This window comes from Streptomyces nidicola (assembly GCF_050106155.1).
Classification (GTDB): domain Bacteria; phylum Actinomycetota; class Actinomycetes; order Streptomycetales; family Streptomycetaceae; genus Streptomyces.
Map to the genome: position 1 here is coordinate 4,044,294 of NZ_JBNBPI010000001.1, position 16,526 is coordinate 4,060,819.

General features: G+C 71.2%; 15 protein-coding genes and 1 riboswitch. Of the genes, 7 read left to right on the top strand and 8 right to left on the bottom strand.

Annotation, left to right across the window (positions count from 1 at the left end; translation table 11 throughout):
• Window positions 1–161: 161 nt before the first annotated feature.
• A complete protein-coding gene (locus tag ACOKM3_RS18285; protein WP_426901782.1) occupies window positions 162–584 on the bottom strand; it encodes a cobalamin B12-binding domain-containing protein in 423 nt (140 codons plus the stop codon).
• Between the two features lie 400 nt (window positions 585–984).
• Here ACOKM3_RS18285 and ACOKM3_RS18290 point away from each other — a divergent pair, with 400 nt between their 5' ends.
• Both ACOKM3_RS18290 and ACOKM3_RS18295 read left to right on the top strand, forming a co-directional pair.
• Window positions 985–1,941, top strand: a complete 957-nt coding sequence (locus tag ACOKM3_RS18290; RefSeq protein WP_426901784.1) for a lipase family alpha/beta hydrolase — start codon at window positions 985–987, stop codon at window positions 1,939–1,941.
• A gap of 230 nt (window positions 1,942–2,171) precedes the next feature.
• A complete protein-coding gene (locus tag ACOKM3_RS18295) occupies window positions 2,172–3,719 on the top strand; it encodes a M23 family metallopeptidase (RefSeq protein ID WP_426901785.1) in 1,548 nt (515 codons plus the stop codon).
• Window positions 3,720–3,751: 32 nt separating this feature from the next.
• Here ACOKM3_RS18295 and pcrA read toward each other — a convergent pair whose 3' ends face one another.
• The gene (pcrA, locus tag ACOKM3_RS18300) at window positions 3,752–6,229 is read right to left on the bottom strand and encodes a DNA helicase PcrA (RefSeq protein ID WP_426901787.1); all 2,478 of its coding nucleotides are present in this window, start codon (window positions 6,227–6,229) and stop codon (window positions 3,752–3,754) included.
• 206 nt (window positions 6,230–6,435) lie between these two features.
• Window positions 6,436–6,608, top strand: a riboswitch (cyclic di-AMP (ydaO/yuaA leader).
• 8 nt (window positions 6,609–6,616) lie between these two features.
• Here pcrA and ACOKM3_RS18305 point away from each other — a divergent pair.
• Window positions 6,617–7,807: a C40 family peptidase gene (locus ACOKM3_RS18305; protein WP_426901789.1), complete on the top strand. Its 1,191-nt coding sequence runs from the start codon at window positions 6,617–6,619 to the stop codon at window positions 7,805–7,807.
• 67 nt (window positions 7,808–7,874) lie between these two features.
• On the opposite strand, the gene ACOKM3_RS18310 is transcribed toward ACOKM3_RS18305, so the two are convergent.
• Window positions 7,875–8,228 (bottom strand): hypothetical protein, encoded by a 354-nt coding sequence (locus tag ACOKM3_RS18310; protein WP_266713222.1) that lies wholly within the window; start codon window positions 8,226–8,228, stop codon window positions 7,875–7,877.
• A gap of 300 nt (window positions 8,229–8,528) precedes the next feature.
• Here ACOKM3_RS18310 and ACOKM3_RS18315 point away from each other — a divergent pair, with 300 nt between their 5' ends.
• The gene (locus ACOKM3_RS18315) at window positions 8,529–9,572 is read left to right on the top strand and encodes a C40 family peptidase (protein ID WP_426901791.1); all 1,044 of its coding nucleotides are present in this window, start codon (window positions 8,529–8,531) and stop codon (window positions 9,570–9,572) included.
• A gap of 71 nt (window positions 9,573–9,643) precedes the next feature.
• A complete protein-coding gene (locus ACOKM3_RS18320) occupies window positions 9,644–10,186 on the top strand; it encodes a cupin domain-containing protein (protein ID WP_426901793.1) in 543 nt (180 codons plus the stop codon).
• Here the strand turns inward: ACOKM3_RS18320 and ACOKM3_RS18325 are convergent.
• Genes ACOKM3_RS18325 through ACOKM3_RS18335 form a run of 3 tightly spaced genes read right to left on the bottom strand, consistent with a single transcriptional unit; the run spans window position 10,167 to window position 12,854 of the window.
• Window positions 10,167–10,814: a LysE family translocator gene (locus ACOKM3_RS18325; RefSeq protein WP_426906823.1), complete on the bottom strand. Its 648-nt coding sequence runs from the start codon at window positions 10,812–10,814 to the stop codon at window positions 10,167–10,169. The genes ACOKM3_RS18320 and ACOKM3_RS18325 overlap by 20 nt on opposite strands.
• 55 nt (window positions 10,815–10,869) lie before the next feature.
• Window positions 10,870–11,553, bottom strand: a complete 684-nt coding sequence (locus ACOKM3_RS18330; RefSeq protein ID WP_389270347.1) for a LuxR C-terminal-related transcriptional regulator — start codon at window positions 11,551–11,553, stop codon at window positions 10,870–10,872.
• On the bottom strand, window positions 11,550–12,854 hold the full coding sequence (locus tag ACOKM3_RS18335; protein ID WP_426901795.1) for an ATP-binding protein: 1,305 nt from the start codon (window positions 12,852–12,854) through the stop codon (window positions 11,550–11,552). Before ACOKM3_RS18335 ends, ACOKM3_RS18330 begins: the two co-directional genes overlap by 4 nt.
• Window positions 12,855–13,033: 179 nt before the next feature.
• Here ACOKM3_RS18335 and ACOKM3_RS18340 point away from each other — a divergent pair, with 179 nt between their 5' ends.
• Both ACOKM3_RS18340 and ACOKM3_RS18345 read left to right on the top strand, forming a co-directional pair.
• Window positions 13,034–14,338, top strand: a complete 1,305-nt coding sequence (locus ACOKM3_RS18340; RefSeq protein WP_426901797.1) for a PspC domain-containing protein — start codon at window positions 13,034–13,036, stop codon at window positions 14,336–14,338.
• On the top strand, window positions 14,328–14,570 hold the full coding sequence (locus tag ACOKM3_RS18345) for a hypothetical protein (RefSeq protein ID WP_426901798.1): 243 nt from the start codon (window positions 14,328–14,330) through the stop codon (window positions 14,568–14,570). Before ACOKM3_RS18340 ends, ACOKM3_RS18345 begins: the two co-directional genes overlap by 11 nt.
• Here ACOKM3_RS18345 and ACOKM3_RS18350 read toward each other — a convergent pair.
• Window positions 14,560–15,081: a DoxX family protein gene (locus ACOKM3_RS18350; RefSeq protein ID WP_426901800.1), complete on the bottom strand. Its 522-nt coding sequence runs from the start codon at window positions 15,079–15,081 to the stop codon at window positions 14,560–14,562. The two genes, ACOKM3_RS18345 and ACOKM3_RS18350, sit on opposite strands and share 11 nt — an antisense overlap.
• A 91-nt stretch (window positions 15,082–15,172) precedes the next feature.
• On the bottom strand, window positions 15,173–16,444 hold the full coding sequence (locus tag ACOKM3_RS18355) for a hypothetical protein (protein WP_426901802.1): 1,272 nt from the start codon (window positions 16,442–16,444) through the stop codon (window positions 15,173–15,175).
• Window positions 16,445–16,526 lie beyond the last annotated feature (82 nt).

Genomic DNA, 16,526 nt, shown 5'->3' on the forward strand with positions numbered 1-16,526 from the left:
GTCCCTGGTGCGCGGCACCGGGTTCCCGTGATCCGGCCCCGGGCCCCTGTTACGCCGCACCGGCGGCGAGGTCACGGGGCTCCGCCCCGGACCCCGCTGCTCAATCGCCGCAGGGGCTTGATTTGGGCCCCGCTGCTCAATCGCCGCAGGGGCTTGATTGGTCAGCCGCCGGACGCCGCCGGCTGGCGGACGTTGGCGTGGACCCAGTCGACGATGGAGGCCGTCGTGGCGCCCGGGGTGAAGATTTCGGCGACGCCCTTCTCCTTCAGGGGCGCGATGTCCCCCTCGGGGATGATGCCGCCGCCGAAGACCTTGATGTCCGCGGCGTCGCGCTCGGCGAGGAGCTCGATGACGCGGGCGAAGAGCGTGTTGTGCGCGCCGGAGAGGATGGAAAGACCGATCGCGTCGGCGTCCTCCTGAATGGCGGTGTCCACGACCTGCTCGGGCGTCTGGTGCAGGCCCGTGTAAATGACCTCCATTCCGGCGTCGCGCAGCGCCCGCGCGATCACTTTGGCCCCACGATCGTGGCCGTCGAGTCCCGGCTTCGCGACGACCACGCGGATCGGCCCGGCTGCCACACCCATCACTGCCTCCCTGAAACGACTGCTCAAGCAAAAGTTGAAGCGACTGTTCAAAAGACTGATGCCCGAAGTGAACGAACGTTATCGACAGCATCCCGCAAGCCGCCGTTTCACGGTGCGGACCGAGGGGGAAATCACACGGTGGGACACATTCGCTGCGCGCCGCGACTGCCAGGCGGGACTCACCGCCAGATCCGGGACAGGCGCGAGGGAGCCGCTTCGAGGTCGCCGCGCCACCGCGCCGACAGCCGCACGGCACGGTGGCACGGTGCTTCCGGCTGCCGTCCGGACCGATGAGTCGGCGCATCGGGCACGGGCGGCGCCGCAGGACCGCTTCGGCCGGCTCCCATGAGCGCACACGGGGACAGAGGCGTCCTCCCGTGTGCCGACGGGAGGTTGACCGATGAAGGTCATGAGGACGTTGCCCTTTCGCCCCCTCTGCCACTTGCTGCCCACGAGACTGGCCGGTCTCTCGATCGCGCTCCTGAAGGCGACCGCCCTTGAGCTGGCGATCCTCGCGGGCCATCTCCTCCTCTATCCCTCGGGCATCCTCCCGGAACGAAGGCAGCAGCCCCTGGCGCTGCCCCGCCACCCCTCGGCGTACGTGCCGGTGGACATGGAGACCGTCACGGCGGAGGGGAGCACTCCTGTAGAACCGGCGGAGGAGGGCGCCCCGACGGAAGCGGACGCGCCGCGTCTGCCCGCTCCCGACAAGCCCCCGGTCCTCCTCCTGCACGGCTTCATCGACAACCGCTCGGTCTTCGTCCTGCTGCGCCGTTCCCTCGCGCAGCACGGCAGGCAGCACGTCGAATCGCTCAACTACTCCCCGCTCACCTGCGACATCCGGACCGCGGCCGCGCTGCTCGCCCGGCACGTGGAAGAGGTGTGCGAGCGCTCGGGCCGGGACAAGGTCGACATCGTGGGGCACAGCCTGGGCGGCCTGATAGCCCGTTACTACGTGCAGTGCCTCGGCGGCGACACGCGGGTGCGCACGCTCGTCACCCTCGGCACCCCGCACGGCGGCACGCGGGTGGCGCCGCTCGCGGACGCGCACCCGATCGTCCGGCAGATGCGGCCCGGCTCGTCCGTCGTCGAGGAGTTGAAGCGGCCCGCGCCCGGCTGTCGTACGCGCTTCGTGAGCTTCTGGAGCGACCTCGACCAGTTGATGCTGCCCCTCGAGACCGCGTGCGTGGACCACGCGGACCTGCTCGCGCAGAACGTGCGGGTCACGGGCATCGGCCATCTCGCGCTGCCGGTGCACCCGGCCGTCGCGATCGGCATCCGTCAGGCCCTCGACGCGGAGCCCGCGGAAGGAGCGCGCGCCGCGGACAAGGCGGGCGGCGGTCTGACGGTGGCCTGACCGCCCGCTCCGCGCTCACCCGCACCCGTAAAACCCGCGACATGCCATGGCTTTCGTCGAACGGGTCTCGAACTCAGGGCCAAGGAACTGTCCACAGTCCACCCAAAGGCGGCTGATTGCCCGTTTCCCCGGGCCCGGAAACCCGACGAAGATTGTCGTGCCCTCGTACCGACGGGTACAGTCACCGCACTGCTCTGGCAGCCCCTGTTGTCGAGGCGAAAGAGAAGTTGGTGAACGACCGCAATCCGTCGGGGACCGCGCCTTACGCGGCGTACGACGGTTACTCCGCGACCAGCTTCGCAAGCGATCCACTCTTCGGCGACATGGCAGAGGACCCCTACGAACCGGGTTCCCACGCGACCGGCCAGTGGCACACGGCCCCCCAGCAGCAGTACGCCGACCCCTACGCCTCCGCGTACTACGACACCGGCACGTACGACGCCGGTTCCTTCGGTACCGGTTCCTACGACACGACCGGCGCCTGGGCGACCGGCGGTTACGAGCAGGTCGCCGACATCCCGGCGCAGCAGCCCCGGTCCATGGCCGAGCAGCACACCACGGGTCAGTGGGACACCTCGGCGTACGAGACGCAGATGTACGCGGCTCAACACCCCGACACGCAGAGCTTCGAGACCCAGAGTTTCGAGACCCAGAGTTTCGAGACGCAGAGCGTTGAGTTCCAGGGGTTCGAGGCGCAGCACTTCGAGGCCCAGCACTTCGAGACGCAGGGCTTTGAGACGCAGACCTTCAGCACGCTCGACCCGAACGACACGCAGGGCTTCACTCAGACCTTCCAGGCCCCGGTCTTCGGTACGGCCGCCTACGACACGGGCGCGTACGACGCCACGCAGTGGAACGCCACCGAGGCCGTCGGGGTCTCGGAGCCCGAGCCGGTCGCGGAGCCGGCCCCCGAGGCGGACGAGGCGCACGGACCCGTCCTCGACCTCGACGCATCGCCGGAGCACGGACACGAGCACGAGCCCACGCCAGTGACCCCGCAGCCCACGACACGCCGGGCCGGGAAGAACGTCTCCCGTGGCCGCGCCGGGCGCCGTCGTCCGCCGGCCAAGCGGTCCGCGCTCATCACCGTCGTCGTGCCGTCGGTCTGTGTGGTCGGCGTCGCCGGGATCGCCGCGGCGAGCGTCGGCGGCAGCGAGGACGACGGCAAGGAGACGCAGGCCGCGGCCGCTTCGGACGCGCAGGCCGTGAAGCCGGCCGTCGCCAACAACAAGCTGGACTCGCAGCTCAAGGATCTCTCCGCCGACGCGGGCGACTTCGCCGACCGGGCGAGCCGCACGCAGGAGCGGATCGACCTCAAGGCGAAGCAGGAGGCGGCCCGCAAGGAGGCCGCCGAGGAGGCCGCACGCAAGGAGGCGGCGCGGCCCAAGTTCGTGCTGCCGGTGAAGCAGCACGGGCTGAGCGCCTTCTTCGGGCAGGCCGGCGTCAACTGGATGTCCCAGCACTCCGGCATCGACTTCCCCGTCTCGTACGGGACCCCGGTGATGGCCGCGACGGACGGCACCGTGAAGACGCAGTGGAACAGCGCGTACGGGAACATGGCCATCGTCACCGCCAAGGACGGCACGGAGACCTGGTACTGCCACCTGTCCTCGCACACCGTGATGAACGGTCCGGTGAAGGCCGGTGACGTGATCGCGCGGTCCGGGAACTCGGGCAACTCGACCGGCCCGCACCTGCACTTCGAGGTGCGGCCCGGCGGCAGCTCGGCGATCGACCCGCTGCCGTGGCTGCGCAGCCACGGCCTCAACCCGAACTGAGCCGCCCCCCGTAGAGAGCGGCCGCAGCGCGACTACAGCTTCTCGACCGGCGCGTACCGCAGCAGCAGGCGCTTCGGCTTCGGGTCGCCGAAGTCGATCGACGCCTCCGCCTTGTCGCCCGTGCCCGACACGCCCACCACCGTGCCGAGCCCGAACTGGTCGTGCGTGACGCGGTCGCCGACGGAGAGGGCCACCACCGGCTTGTCGCCCGCGCGGCGCGTGGCGAAGGCCGGCGTCGAACCCGTGCGGGAGCGCGAGGACGACAAAGATGCCGCGATGCCGCCACCGATGCTCTTGGTCGAGGCCGCGGGCGTGGACGGTCCCGTGCGCTTCCAGTCCAGGTGCGCCGCCGGGATCTCCTCCAGGAACCGGGAGGGCGGGTTGTACGAGGGCTGGCCCCAGGCGCTGCGCATGGAGGCGCGCGTCAGGTAGAGGCGCTGTCGCGCGCGCGTGATGCCCACGTATGCGAGCCGCCGCTCCTCCTCCAGCTCCTTGGCCTGGCCGAGGGAGCGCATGTGCGGGAAGACGCCGTCCTCGAGGCCGGTCAGGAAGACGACCGGGAATTCGAGGCCCTTGGCGGTGTGCAGGGTCATCAGCGTGATGACGCCGCTGCCGTCGTCGTCCTCGTCGGGGATCTGGTCGGAGTCGGCGACGAGCGCGACGCGCTCCAGGAAGTCGGAGAGTCCCCCGCCGCCCGTCTCGGACTCGCCCTCTTCGCCTGCTTCCTGCTCGAACTCCAGGGCCACGGCGGCGAGTTCCTGAAGGTTCTCGATGCGGGTCTCGTCCTGCGGGTCGGTGGAGGCCTGCAACTCGGCGAGATACCCCGTCCGTTCGAGGATGGCCTCCAGGACCGTGGCCGGGCCCGCGCCCGACTCCACGATCGTGCGGAGGTCCTCCATCAGCGTGTTGAACCGCTTCACGGCGTTCGCCGAGCGGGCCGCCATCCCGTACGCCTCGTCGACGCGGCGCAGCGCCTGCGGGAAGGAGATCTTCTCGCGCTGGGAGAGCGCGTCGATCATCGCCTCGGCGCGGTCGCCGATGCCGCGCTTCGGCACGTTGAGGATGCGGCGCAGCGGCACCGAGTCCTCGGGGTTGGAGAGCACGCGCAGATAGGCCAGGACGTCCCTGACCTCCTTGCGCTCGTAGAAGCGGACGCCGCCGACGACCTTGTAGGGCAGGCCGGTGCGGATGAAGATCTCTTCGAAGACACGGGACTGCGCGTTCGTCCGGTAGAAGACGGCGACGTCGCCCGCCAGCGCGTCGCCCGCGTCCGTGAGCCGGTCGATCTCGTCGGCGATGAACTGGGCCTCGTCGTGCTCGGTGTCCGCGACGTAACCGGTGATCTGGGCGCCGGGCCCCTCGTTGGTCCACAGGTTCTTGGGGCGGCGCGACTCGTTGCGCTCGATCACCGCGTTCGCCGCGCTGAGGATCGTCTGCGTGGAGCGGTAGTTCTGCTCCAGCAGGATCGTCTTCGCGTTGGGGTAGTCGTCCTCGAAGTCGAGGATGTTACGGATCGTGGCGCCACGGAACGCGTAGATCGACTGGTCCGCGTCACCCACGACGCACAGCTCGGCCGGGTCCGCGTCCTCGCCCTCGGTGGGGCCGACCAGCTCGCGCACCAGCGCGTACTGCGCGTGGTTCGTGTCCTGGTACTCGTCGACGAGGACGTGGCGGAAGCGGCGGCGGTAGTGCTCCGCGACGTCCGGGAACGCGCGCAGCATGTTCACCGTCGTCATGATCAGGTCGTCGAAGTCCAGCGCGTTGGCCTCGCGCAGGCGCGCCTGGTACATCGCGTAGGCCTGGGCGAGGGTCTTCTCGAAGCCGTCGGCCGCGGTCGCCGCGAAGTCCTCCTCGTCGATCAGCTCGTTCTTGAGATTGCTGATCTTGGCGCTGAAGGACTTCGGCGGGAACTTCTTCGGGTCCAGGTCCAGGTCGCGGCAGACGAGCGCCATGAGCCGCTTGCTGTCGGCGGCGTCGTAGATCGAGAAGGAGGACGTGAAGCCCAGCTTCTTGCTCTCCCGGCGCAGTATGCGGACGCAGGCGCTGTGGAAGGTCGAGACCCACATGGCGTTGGCGCGCGGGCCCACCAGGTCCTCGACGCGCTCCTTCATCTCGCCCGCGGCCTTGTTCGTGAACGTGATCGCGAGGATCTGGCCGGGGTGCACTCCGCGCTCGGCGAGCAGGTACGCGATGCGGTGCGTGAGGACGCGGGTCTTGCCGGATCCGGCGCCCGCGACGATGAGCAGCGGGGTCCCGCCGTGTGTGACGGCCGCCTGCTGGTTCTCGTTCAACCCCTCCAGGAGGGAGGCCGCGCTCAGGACGGGGCGCGGGGCGCCGTCCCGGTAGTGCGTGTCCCTGTCCTCGGGCGCGCCGAGCTGCCCGCCGAACAAGTCGTCCGGCATCGGCTCCGGGGCCCCGTCGTCGTACTCGGGGTCCGGGGGCGGCGGCGGGGGTTCCTCCGCACCCTTCTGGAGGCCGGTCAGGAAGCTGTCGTCAAAGAGGCTGCTCATCGCTCTACGAGTCTAGGCCGCCCCACTGACAACCCGTGGCTGCCTTCAAAACTCCGGGGAACTCCACCGGGCCCCGCGGGCCCGCAGAGGGGCAGATCACGAAAATGTATCGGGCATATCGAACATCAACCTTCACAGCAGCCACACGAGTTGGCTACGGTGCAGCCGGGCAGCCCGTCCCCCCGCCCGCGAATGTCGCGGCGAGCGGGCAGCCCCCGCCGAGTTCCGTACGCCGTGAGGCAGGGAACCGGGGACCCAACCGACCTTGGGGTGAATCGGCCGACGGCCCGGCAGGACAGGGCAGCCGACCGTAGGGCAGCCTTCCGTGTACCACGCCCGAACCCGACAGCTAACCCGGTAGGCGGACGACGGAAGGAGTCGCCTGCCTTGGCGTCGCACCGCAAGCCCCGCAGCCGTTCCCGGATCACCGGCGGCCTTCGCACGACCCCCGCGGTCGGCATCACCACCGCCGCCCTCACCTCCGTGGCCCTGCTCTCGCAGACGGCACAGGCCGCGCCCGCGCAGCCCTCGTCCAAGCCGCGCCTCGAAGAGGTCCAGCAGAAGGTCGACACCCTGTACCGGCAGGCCGAGGTCGCCACCCAGAAGTACAACGGGGCGAAGGAGCGGACCGACTCCAAGAAGCAGCAGGTCGACAAGCTCCTCGACGATGTCGCCCAGCACACCGACGAGATGAACACGGCCCGCCAGAAGCTCGGCAGGTACGCCGCCGAGCAGTACCGCTCGGGCGGGGTCAGCGACACCGCAACCATGTTCCTCGCGGACGACCCGGAGGACTACTTCTCGCAGCGCCAGCTGATGAGCCGGCTCACCGACGAGCAGAAGAAGTCGGTCGACGACTATCAGGCGCAGGCGCGCGAGACCGCGAAGAAGCGCACCGAGGCGCAGTCGAGCCTGGAGGACCTCACGGAGTCGCAGACCGAGCTGAGGTCGACGAAGGAGACCGTCCAGACGAAGCTCTCCGACGCGCGCAAGCTGCTGGCCGAGCTGACCGCCAAGGAGAAGGCGCGGCTCGCCGCGATCCAGAAGGCCAAGGAGGAGGCGGCCCGCAAGAAGGCCGCCGAGCTGGCCGCCCAGCAGAAGGCCGCGGAGGCGAAGCGGAAGGCGGCCGAGGAGGCAGCGCAGAAGGAACAGGAGTCGTCCGGCTCCTCGGGCTCGGGATCCTCGGGCTCCGGTTCTTCTTCGTCCGACGCCTCGTACGCCACGAAGGCCGCGCAGGCGCTCGCGTTCGCCAAGTCCCAGGAGGGCAAGCCGTACGTGTGGGGCGCCACGGGCCCGGACTCGTACGACTGCTCGGGCCTCACCCAGGCGGCGTGGAAGTCCGCGGGGATCTCGCTGCCCCGGACGACCTGGGACCAGGTCGAGATCGGCAAGACGGTGCCGCTCTCCGACATCCAACCCGGTGACCTGGTGTTCTTCTACGACGACATCAGCCACGTGGGCCTCTACATGGGCGACGGGATGATGGTCCACGCGCCGAAGCCGGGCGCGGTCGTGCGCGAGGAGTCGATCTACTACGACGGCACGTCGTCGATCCACAGCGTGGTGCGGCCGGCCTGACCCCACGCAGAAGGGCCCGGCAGGTGCGACCTGCCGGGCCCTTCTGTGCGTCCTGGTACGCGGTCGCTCAGGTCCAGAGCACCGCGATGAAGATGTTGACGACGGTGAGCGCGCCGACCGTGATGAAGAGGCCCTTCTCCGCCTTCTCCTCGTCCCGCTTCACGTAGACGATGCCGAGGATCACGATCAGGAGCGCGAGCTTCACGCCGATCTTGATGTTGTTCACGGTGCTGCCGTCGGCCTGGTTGAGGCCGACCAGGGCGACGCCGGTCACCAGCATGGTCAGGGCGCCGTGCAGCATCGCCTTGTTGAAGCGGGCCGCGCCCTCCTTCATCGCCGACATCTGCGTGAGGAAGCCGCCGAGCAGCGAGGCGATGCCGATGATGTGCAGGCCGACGAAGAGGTGGATGAGTACGTCCATGGTTCGGAGCCTAACCGGACGCCCATGGCCCACTACGGGCACCCCTTTGCCACTCTGTTATCACTCTCCGCCACCATCCGTAACAAACGGACCAGTTGCGAACAATCCGGCACCAACCCGTTACGCAGAGGTTTAGCGTCCTTCCTCAGGTGACCGGCTCCCCACCGCCGCCCGGGCCAGGGGCGGCAGTCGGACACCCCGCCGAGAAAGGTCCGGCGGCGGCCCGCTCCCCTGTGCGGGCCGCCGCCGGACGCGCGACCGGGGGCCGTGCGGTTCGTACGGCGCCCAGAGGAGGACCTTGTGCCGGCAGCGCATCGAAAGCCCCGACCGCGTTCGCTCCGCGGTGGGGGCACGGCCCGCACCGCGGCCACGCTCGCCCTCGCTTCCGCGGCCACCGTCACCGCCCTCGACGGCGGGGCGGCGCACGCGGAGCCCGAGCTCGGCCCCGCGCAGGTGCGGGCCAAGGTCGACAAGCTGTACCAGGAGGCGGAGGTCGCCACCCAGAAGTACAACGGGGCGAAGGAGAAGGCGGACGGGGCGCGGAAGAAGGTGGACGCCCTCCAGGACGAGGCGTCCCGGCGCACCGAATCACTCAACTCCCAGCGCGAGAAGCTGGGTTCGGTCGCGGCCTCCCAGTACCGCACGGGAGGCGTGGACCCGTCGGTCCAGCTGCTCCTCTCCTCCTCCCCCGACGCCTACCTCGACAAGGCGTCCCTCACGGAGCGCGTCGGCGCGCGGCAGGCCGCCGAGGTCACCCGCGTCCAGGGCGAACTCCGCGAGATCGACCAGCTGCGCGACGACGCGGACGGCACGCTCTCCGAACTCCGCGCCAAGAAAGCCGAGTTGGCGGACAACAAGAAGAAGGTGAAGCGAAAACTCGCGGAGGCCCGGCGCCTCCTCGACCGCCTCACCCCCGAGGAGCGCACCGCCGCCCCCGCGACGAGCGACCGCTCCTCCCGCTCGGCGGAACGCGCCGACCTCTCCCAGGCCCCCAACTCCCGCGCCAAGGCCGCGATCTCCTTCGCGTACGGCGCACTGGGCAGCCCCTACGTATGGGGCGCCACGGGCCCCGACGCCTTCGACTGCTCGGGCCTGACGCAGGCCGCGTACAAGGCGGCCGGAGTCTCACTCCCCCGCACGACGTACAGCCAGATCGACGCGGGCCCCCGCATCCCGAAGTCCCAGCTCCAGCCGGGCGACCTGGTCTTCTTCTACTCCTCGATCAGCCACGTGGGCCTCTACATCGGAGGCGGCAAGATGATCCACGCCCCGAACCCGAGCGCCCCGGTACGGGTGGCCCCGATCGACGAGATGCCGTTCGCGGGGGCGACGCGCGTGGCGTGACGCCGCACCGGTCACCGTCTACGCTCCCGGCGGCGTTGCCAACCGCGCCCGGCCGCCGCCACGCTGCCCGTATGACCGACGGATTTCTGCTCTCCCCCGGTGCCGGTCGCAGGATCGAGGCCGCCGGAATGACGCTCAAGGTCGGCGCGGAACACACGCCACGATGGTCGATGTTCGAGGCCGAGATTCCGGTCGGGTTCGACGTGGGGGCACATCTCCACCACGAGGCCGAGGAGATCTTCTACGTGCTCGGCGGCGAGCTGGACCTGCTGGCCTTCGAGCCGCGGTTGCGGACCGGCGGGGACTGGCAGACCTGGGAGTCACGGACCGGCGCCAAGGTGGCGCGGGGCGGGCCGGGCAGCGCCATGTACGTGCCCGCCGGCTGCCCGCACGCCTTCGGCAATCCGGGCCCGGGACCGGCCCGGCTGCTGTTCCTCGTCGCCCCGTCCGGGCACGAGACGTATCTCCGGGAGATGGGTGAGCTGATCGCCGCCGGGCCGCCCGCACCCGATGCCGTGGCCGCGCTCCGACTCCGTTACGACATCGAGCAGTTGACGCCACTGGTGCCGGGGCGGCGTGCGGACGGGGCCGGGGTCAGTCCGCCCGCCCCGTGACCGCCACCGTCACGCCGAGGCCCACCATCGCGAGGCCGCCCGTGCCGCCGACTGCCGCGAGGCGGCGTGGGGAGCGGGCGAACCAGGTGCGGGCCGTGGAGGCGGCGAGGCCCCAGAGGCTGTCGGAGGCGATCGCGATCACGTTGAACACCAGGCCCAGGAGCAGCATTTGGAGCACCGTGTGCCCCGCCTCCCGGTCGACGAACTGGGGCAGTACCGCCGCGAAGAAGACGATCGTCTTGGGGTTGGCGACGCCCACCGCGAAGCCCTCCCAGAGGGTGCGCAGGGTGCTGCCGCGGCCCGCCTCGCCCCGCTCCTCCTCGAACACCGCGCGCAGCGAACGCCGTTGGCGAATCGCCTTGATGCCCAGGTAGATCAGGTAGGCCGCGCCCACCAGCTTCAGCGTCATGAAGATCGCCACCGAGCGCTCGACGAGCGAGCCGACCCCGAGGGCGACGGCGATCACGAGGACATACGCCCCGATGGTGTTCCCGAGGACCGTCATCAGGGCGGCGCGGCGGCCCTGCGCGAGGGCGCGGCCGACGACAAAGAGGACGCTCGGCCCCGGGATGACGATGAGGAGGAGGGATATCGCCGCGAAGGCGAGGAGGCGGTCGGTGGACATCATGGAGTCCATGGAGCCACAGGCGCGGCGCCGGGCTCCACCGGTTAAATCCGGCCGGTCACACCAGCCGTCGCGCCGTCGCCCACCGCGTCAGCTCGTGCCGGTTCGAGAGCTGGAGCTTGCGCAGCACCGCCGAGACGTGCGACTCGACCGTCTTGACGGAGATGAAGAGCTGCTTGGCGATCTCCTTGTACGCGTAACCGCGCGCGATGAGGCGAAGGACCTCGCGCTCGCGCTGGGTGAGGCGGTCGAGGTCCTCGTCCACCGGCGGCGCGTCCGTCGAGGCGAAGGCGTCGAGGACGAAACCGGCGAGGCGGGGCGAGAACACCGCGTCGCCCTCCTGGACGCGGAAGATGGAGTTCACGAGGTCCGTGCCGGTGATCGTCTTCGTGACGTAGCCGCGGGCGCCGCCCCGGATCACGCCGATCACGTCCTCCGCCGCGTCCGAGACCGACAGCGCCAGGAAGCGCACCGGGTTCTCCGCGTCCGCCATCATCTGGGCGCTGCGGCGCAGGACTTCGACGCCTCCGCCGCCGGGGAGGTGCACGTCGAGGAGCACCACCTCGGGCCTTGTCGCCGTGATCACCGTGACCGCCTGGTCGACGTCGGCGGCCTCGCCGACCACCTCGACGCCGGTCTCCTCGGTGCGGCCGATCTCCGCCTGGACGCCGGTGCGGAACATCCGGTGGTCGTCGACCAGGACCACTCGTACCCGTCGTGTCTGAGCTGCCTCGTCGGTCATGACGTCCCTTCCGCCCTCTTCATGGTCAGTTCGACCTCGGTGCCGCCGTCCGGCACCGCCCGCAGCCGGGCCGTCCCGCCGTTGCGTTCCATCCGGCCGATGATGGATTCTCTTACGCCCATGCGGTCGGGCGGGATGGAGTCGAGGTCGAAGCCGGGGCCCCGGTCGCGTACGGAGACGAAAACCTCTTCCCCGTCGACGTCGCCCTCGACCTCCGCGTACACCTGGACCGCGCCGCCCACGCCACCGTACTTGGCGGCGTTCACCATCGCTTCCCTCGCGGCCTGCATCTGTGCCGACAACTGCTCGTCGAGCAGGGTGTCGCCCACCACCACGACCTCCAGCGGGACCCCGTGCTTGTCCTCGACCTCCGCCGCGTTGCGCTTCACCGCCTCCGCCACGGTCTCCGGCTCCTGCGGGTTCTCCGCGGCGGCCGGTTTGTAGAGCCACGCCCGCAGGTCGCGCTCCTGGGCTCGGGCGAGGCGGCGCACCTCGGCCGGACTGTCCGCGTTGCGCTGGATCAGGGTGAGGGTGTGCAGGACCGAGTCGTGCACATGGGCCGCGACCTCCGCCCGCTCCTGCGCGCGGATGCGCATCAGGCGCTCCTCGGAGAGGTCCTGTGTCATGCGGATCAGATAGGGGCCCGCGAGGAGCGCGATGCCCACGACGACGGCCAGCGCCGCCTGGAGGATCGGGCCGATGTGCTCGGTGGCGCCCTGCGTGACGAAGATGCCGGTGACGCCCACGCCGACGAGCAGCACGCCGGAGGCCGCGCGGGCCAGGCTCAGCGTGCGCTTGCGGCGGCCGACCTCCATCCAGCGGGCCCTGCGCGCGTTGTCCGCCTGCCGCCAGACGAGGGCGACGCCCGCGGCGACGAGCACGGTGGGGATCAGGTACGCCTTGGTGTTGCCGGTCAGGTTCACGTTCTCCACGAAGATCATCGCCACGATGACCATCAGGAGCAGGGCGAGGATCTGGCCCTTGTCCGGCTTGCGCGTCACCAGCCGGCGGCGGCCGTCGGGGGACGTCTCCGTGCTGAGCACGGGCGGGCGGTCCGCGCCGACGCCGCCCACGCCGAGCGGCACGAAGAACCAGAACGCCGCGTACAGCAGCGCCCCCAGCCCGTCCGCCATGAACAGGCCGACGAAGACCAGGCGCACCCAGATCACCGGCAGCCCGAGATGCCCCGCGAGACCCCGCGCCACTCCGCCCAGCCAGCGTCCGTCGCTGCTGCGGTAGAGCTTGCGCGGCGGCCGCGGGTCTCGGTCCTCGGCGAGGGGGGCGGTCGCTGCTTCCGGCATGCCACCGATCGTCACATGCGGTAGGGGGCCGGGCATCAGGGTCGACCCCGGATACTTCCCTGATCTTCGCGCCCGGGGGTCGTGGCCGCGGGCGGCGCCGGGGGCTCAGGGACGATCTCAGGGTTCGGCCAGGGTTGTCCCTGCTGCCGCTGACGGGCCTCGGCCGTCACGATGTACGTATGACGGAGCAGCCCCCTCAGGACACGGACACCGTGGCCCCAGACCCGCCCCCGGCCAGGCCGCTGCGCGGCTTCCGCAGGGACCGGCGGTACAAGACGCTGGGCGGGGTGTGCGCGGGGCTCGGCCGGCAGTGCGACATGGACCCGGTGATCTTCCGCATCGGCCTTTCGGTGCTCTCGGTGACCGGCGGCGTCGGGCTGATCTTCTACGGCTTCGCGTGGCTGTTCGCGCCGTACGACGACGAGGAGGAGAACGAGTTCCGCAAGCTCCTCACGGGGCGGGTGGACGGGCCTGGGCTCGCCGCGATCGTCACCGCGCTCGTCGGCTGCGGCGTGTTCCTCTCCATGCTGAACAACGGGGGCGCGCTGACCTTCGCCGTCGTACTCGCCCTGCTGTTGGCCGGCGCCGGCTACTGGTCACAGGCGCGGCGCACCGCAGCCCCCGACCCGGTGGCGGCCCAGGCCGTCGCGGACGCGCCGCCGGAGGCGCAGGCGCCGCCGGTCGCGCGCGGGCCTTCGTGGTGGCGCGATCCGATCGTGAAGGACGGTACGCACGACGGCGCCACCGGCTACCTGTGGGGTCCGCCCGGCGCCGATGAAAGCCCGGCGGCCCGGCGCGGCTCCTGGCGCGGGCCGGTCGCCGCCGGACCGGCCGCGCCACCGCAGCCGGCCGGGCCACGCGGCATCGGCGCGCTCACGTTCCTCGGGGCGCTGCTCGCGGGCGGCATCGGCACCGGCGTGACCTGGGACGAGCGCACGTTCAGCGCCAGCCTGCAGACCGGCCTCGCCTGTGCGCTCGCCGTGTTCGGCCTGGGCATCGCGGTGAGCGCCTTCCGCGGCCGCACCGGGGTCGGCTCGATCCTCCTCGCGCTGATCACGGCGGGCCTGCTCACGGCGTCCGCCGCGCTGCCCGCGAACGTCAGCACGCAGTGGGCGGAGCGGAACTGGAACCCGGCGAGCGCCGCGGACCTGCGCCAGAGCTACGAACTGGGCTCGGGCGACGGCACGCTCGACCTGTCCGGTGTGGACCTCGCCGAGCACGCGACCGCGACCACGCATGTCGAGGTCGGCGCGGGTCGGGCGACGATCGTGCTGCCGCCGGACGCGGACGCGGAACTGCACCTCGAGGTCGGGGTCGGGGCCATCCGGCTCCCCGAGGACGTGTCGCGCGACGTGGACATCCGGCCGGGCCTCGACCGGAACATCACGATTCCGGCGCGGGGCGACGGGGCGAAGGACGCCGGCACCCTCAAGGTGCACGTGGAAGTCGGGCTCGGACAGGTGGAGGTGGACCGTGCGCAGTGAATTCCATCCGGGCCGGCTGGTCGCGGGCCTGGTCCTGATGACGACGGCGGTCGTCTACTTCGGCGACGCGGGGGGCGCGTGGGACGTCCCTTGGTTCGCCGGGATCCCACTGGTGGGCGGAGGCCTCTGCCTGGCGGCGGTCGTCGGCATGGTTCGGCGCATGACAGCGCTGCGCTCCCGGGGCTCCGCCCCGGACCCCGCGCCTCAAACGCCGGCGGGGCTCAATAAGTAGCCCGGCTCCTCCGGCCCCGCCACCACGAATCCACCGACCACACCGCCGCCCCCGCCAGCACCAAGGGCAGCCACGCCATCAGATACGCCAGGTCGTTCCCGAGGTAGTACGGCTCCGTCGCCCAGCTCACCGTCAGCCACAGGCTCAGCGAGATCAGCGCCCCGCCGACCGCCGCGAGCCGCGCGAGGACACCGAGCAGCGTCCCGATCCCGACCGCCAGTTCGCCGAAGGCAATCGCGTAGCCGAACCCGGACGGCGACTTCAGCGCGAGGTCCACGAGCGCGGGGATCGCGGAGGTGTCCCGTACGCCCCGCATCTGGTCACCGATCGAGCCACCCCCGCTGGCCTTGAAGAACGCGCTGTCGGTGAGCTTGTCGAAGGCGGCGTAGATGAACGTGACGCCGAGGAAGATGCGCAGCGGCACGAGCGCGTACCGCTGCGCCGCGTCGCGCCGTCCCCCGGACGGTGGGCCGTAGTTCGTGGTCAGGTCGGATCGCATGCCGTGCGCCATAGCCGCTCCGCCGCCTCTCGCGCCTGGTGTCTTTACCTGACCATACGTACGAGAGCACGCCCGGGCTCACTACGGAAGCCGATCGGCCGGTTCAGTCGACGACGTCGATGCCGCACCGGTTCGTCTCGACGCCCGCCGCCGTGATCACCTGCACCTCGACCCGCCCCGGCTCCACGTCCACCGGCACGGGCACCGTGAGCAGCGCGTCGGTCGGGTTGGTGAAGCCGCCGGCGACCGGGACGAGCGGCACATGGACGTGGACCGGGCCGATCCGCACGGCGACCCGCGCGAGCTGGTCCACCGTGCCCGCCCCTGCCGGCACGAATCCGGAGCCGCGGATCTCGATGTCGTCGCCGGTGCGGATCGGCGCGTCCAGGTCACCGGCCTCCCGCGCCCGCACCACGGAGTGGATCGCCGGCCGGCCGCCCTCCGCGTACTTGCCGGTGAGATACGTCGCCGCGGACACGGCCACCAGGACCGCGAGGGACCACGGCAGGTCCGGCAGCTGGTCGGGACGGCGCGCGAGGCGGACGACCGCCCAGACGACGACCGCCGCGCCCACGGCGACGTACTGGATGTCGGTGAAGCTGCCGCGCCCGGAGTCGTCGGTGAGCAGGTCGGCGGCGCGCGGCCGCGGCGCCCGCAGTTTCTGGAGCCGCTGCCCGCCGACGCGGACCCCCACCACCCGCCGTACGAGCACGGCCACCGCGCACACCACCGCGAGCACCGTCAACAGCCCTGTCCCGCGCGCGAGTTCGAGTCCGTCGATGAGCGCGTCACGCCGCGCGGGCCCCGAGGCGAGCGCCAGTTCCCCGGCGAGGACGAGGACCGCGTACAGGGTCGGCAGGAGCACTCCGCACGCCACCGCGCGCGAGGTAGACAGCCGGTTGTCCTCGCCGATCAGCGGCGCGAGCATGCCGCCGCGCGCCCGGTGCAGATACCCGGCCGCGGTGAGCAGCCCGCCCACCACCAGCGCGGCCACGAGCCCCGCCGTGCGGGCCGCGGTCCAGCCGGCGCCGATCGCGGTGAGCGACTGAGTGATCAGCAGCGCGCCCACACCGCCCCACACCACGTACAGCGTGCGGGGCCACAGCCGCGTGAACCAGGCCACGCCCTCCTCGCGACCGCGGTCGGCCATCGCCCTTGCGGACTGGGTGAGTTCGTCGGAGATCCACTGCCGGGACGCCCCGGCCGAGTGCGCGACGGCCGCGGGCAGGCCCTGGCCCGCCGCCAACTCGTCCCGCTTCGCGGCGAATCGGGCAACTGCCCTGCGGTGCCCCTCGCGCGCCCCGCGCGGACAGTCGCCACACGTGCACCCGCCCTCGTGCGCCGTCCGGTCGTTCCGCGCTTCCTGCACCGCCACTGCCGCCCCCACCCTCATCAACTTCCGCGCTCTGAAGGGGAATTGTGCCGCACGCCGGGGGCGTGAGGTCGCACGGGCTCAC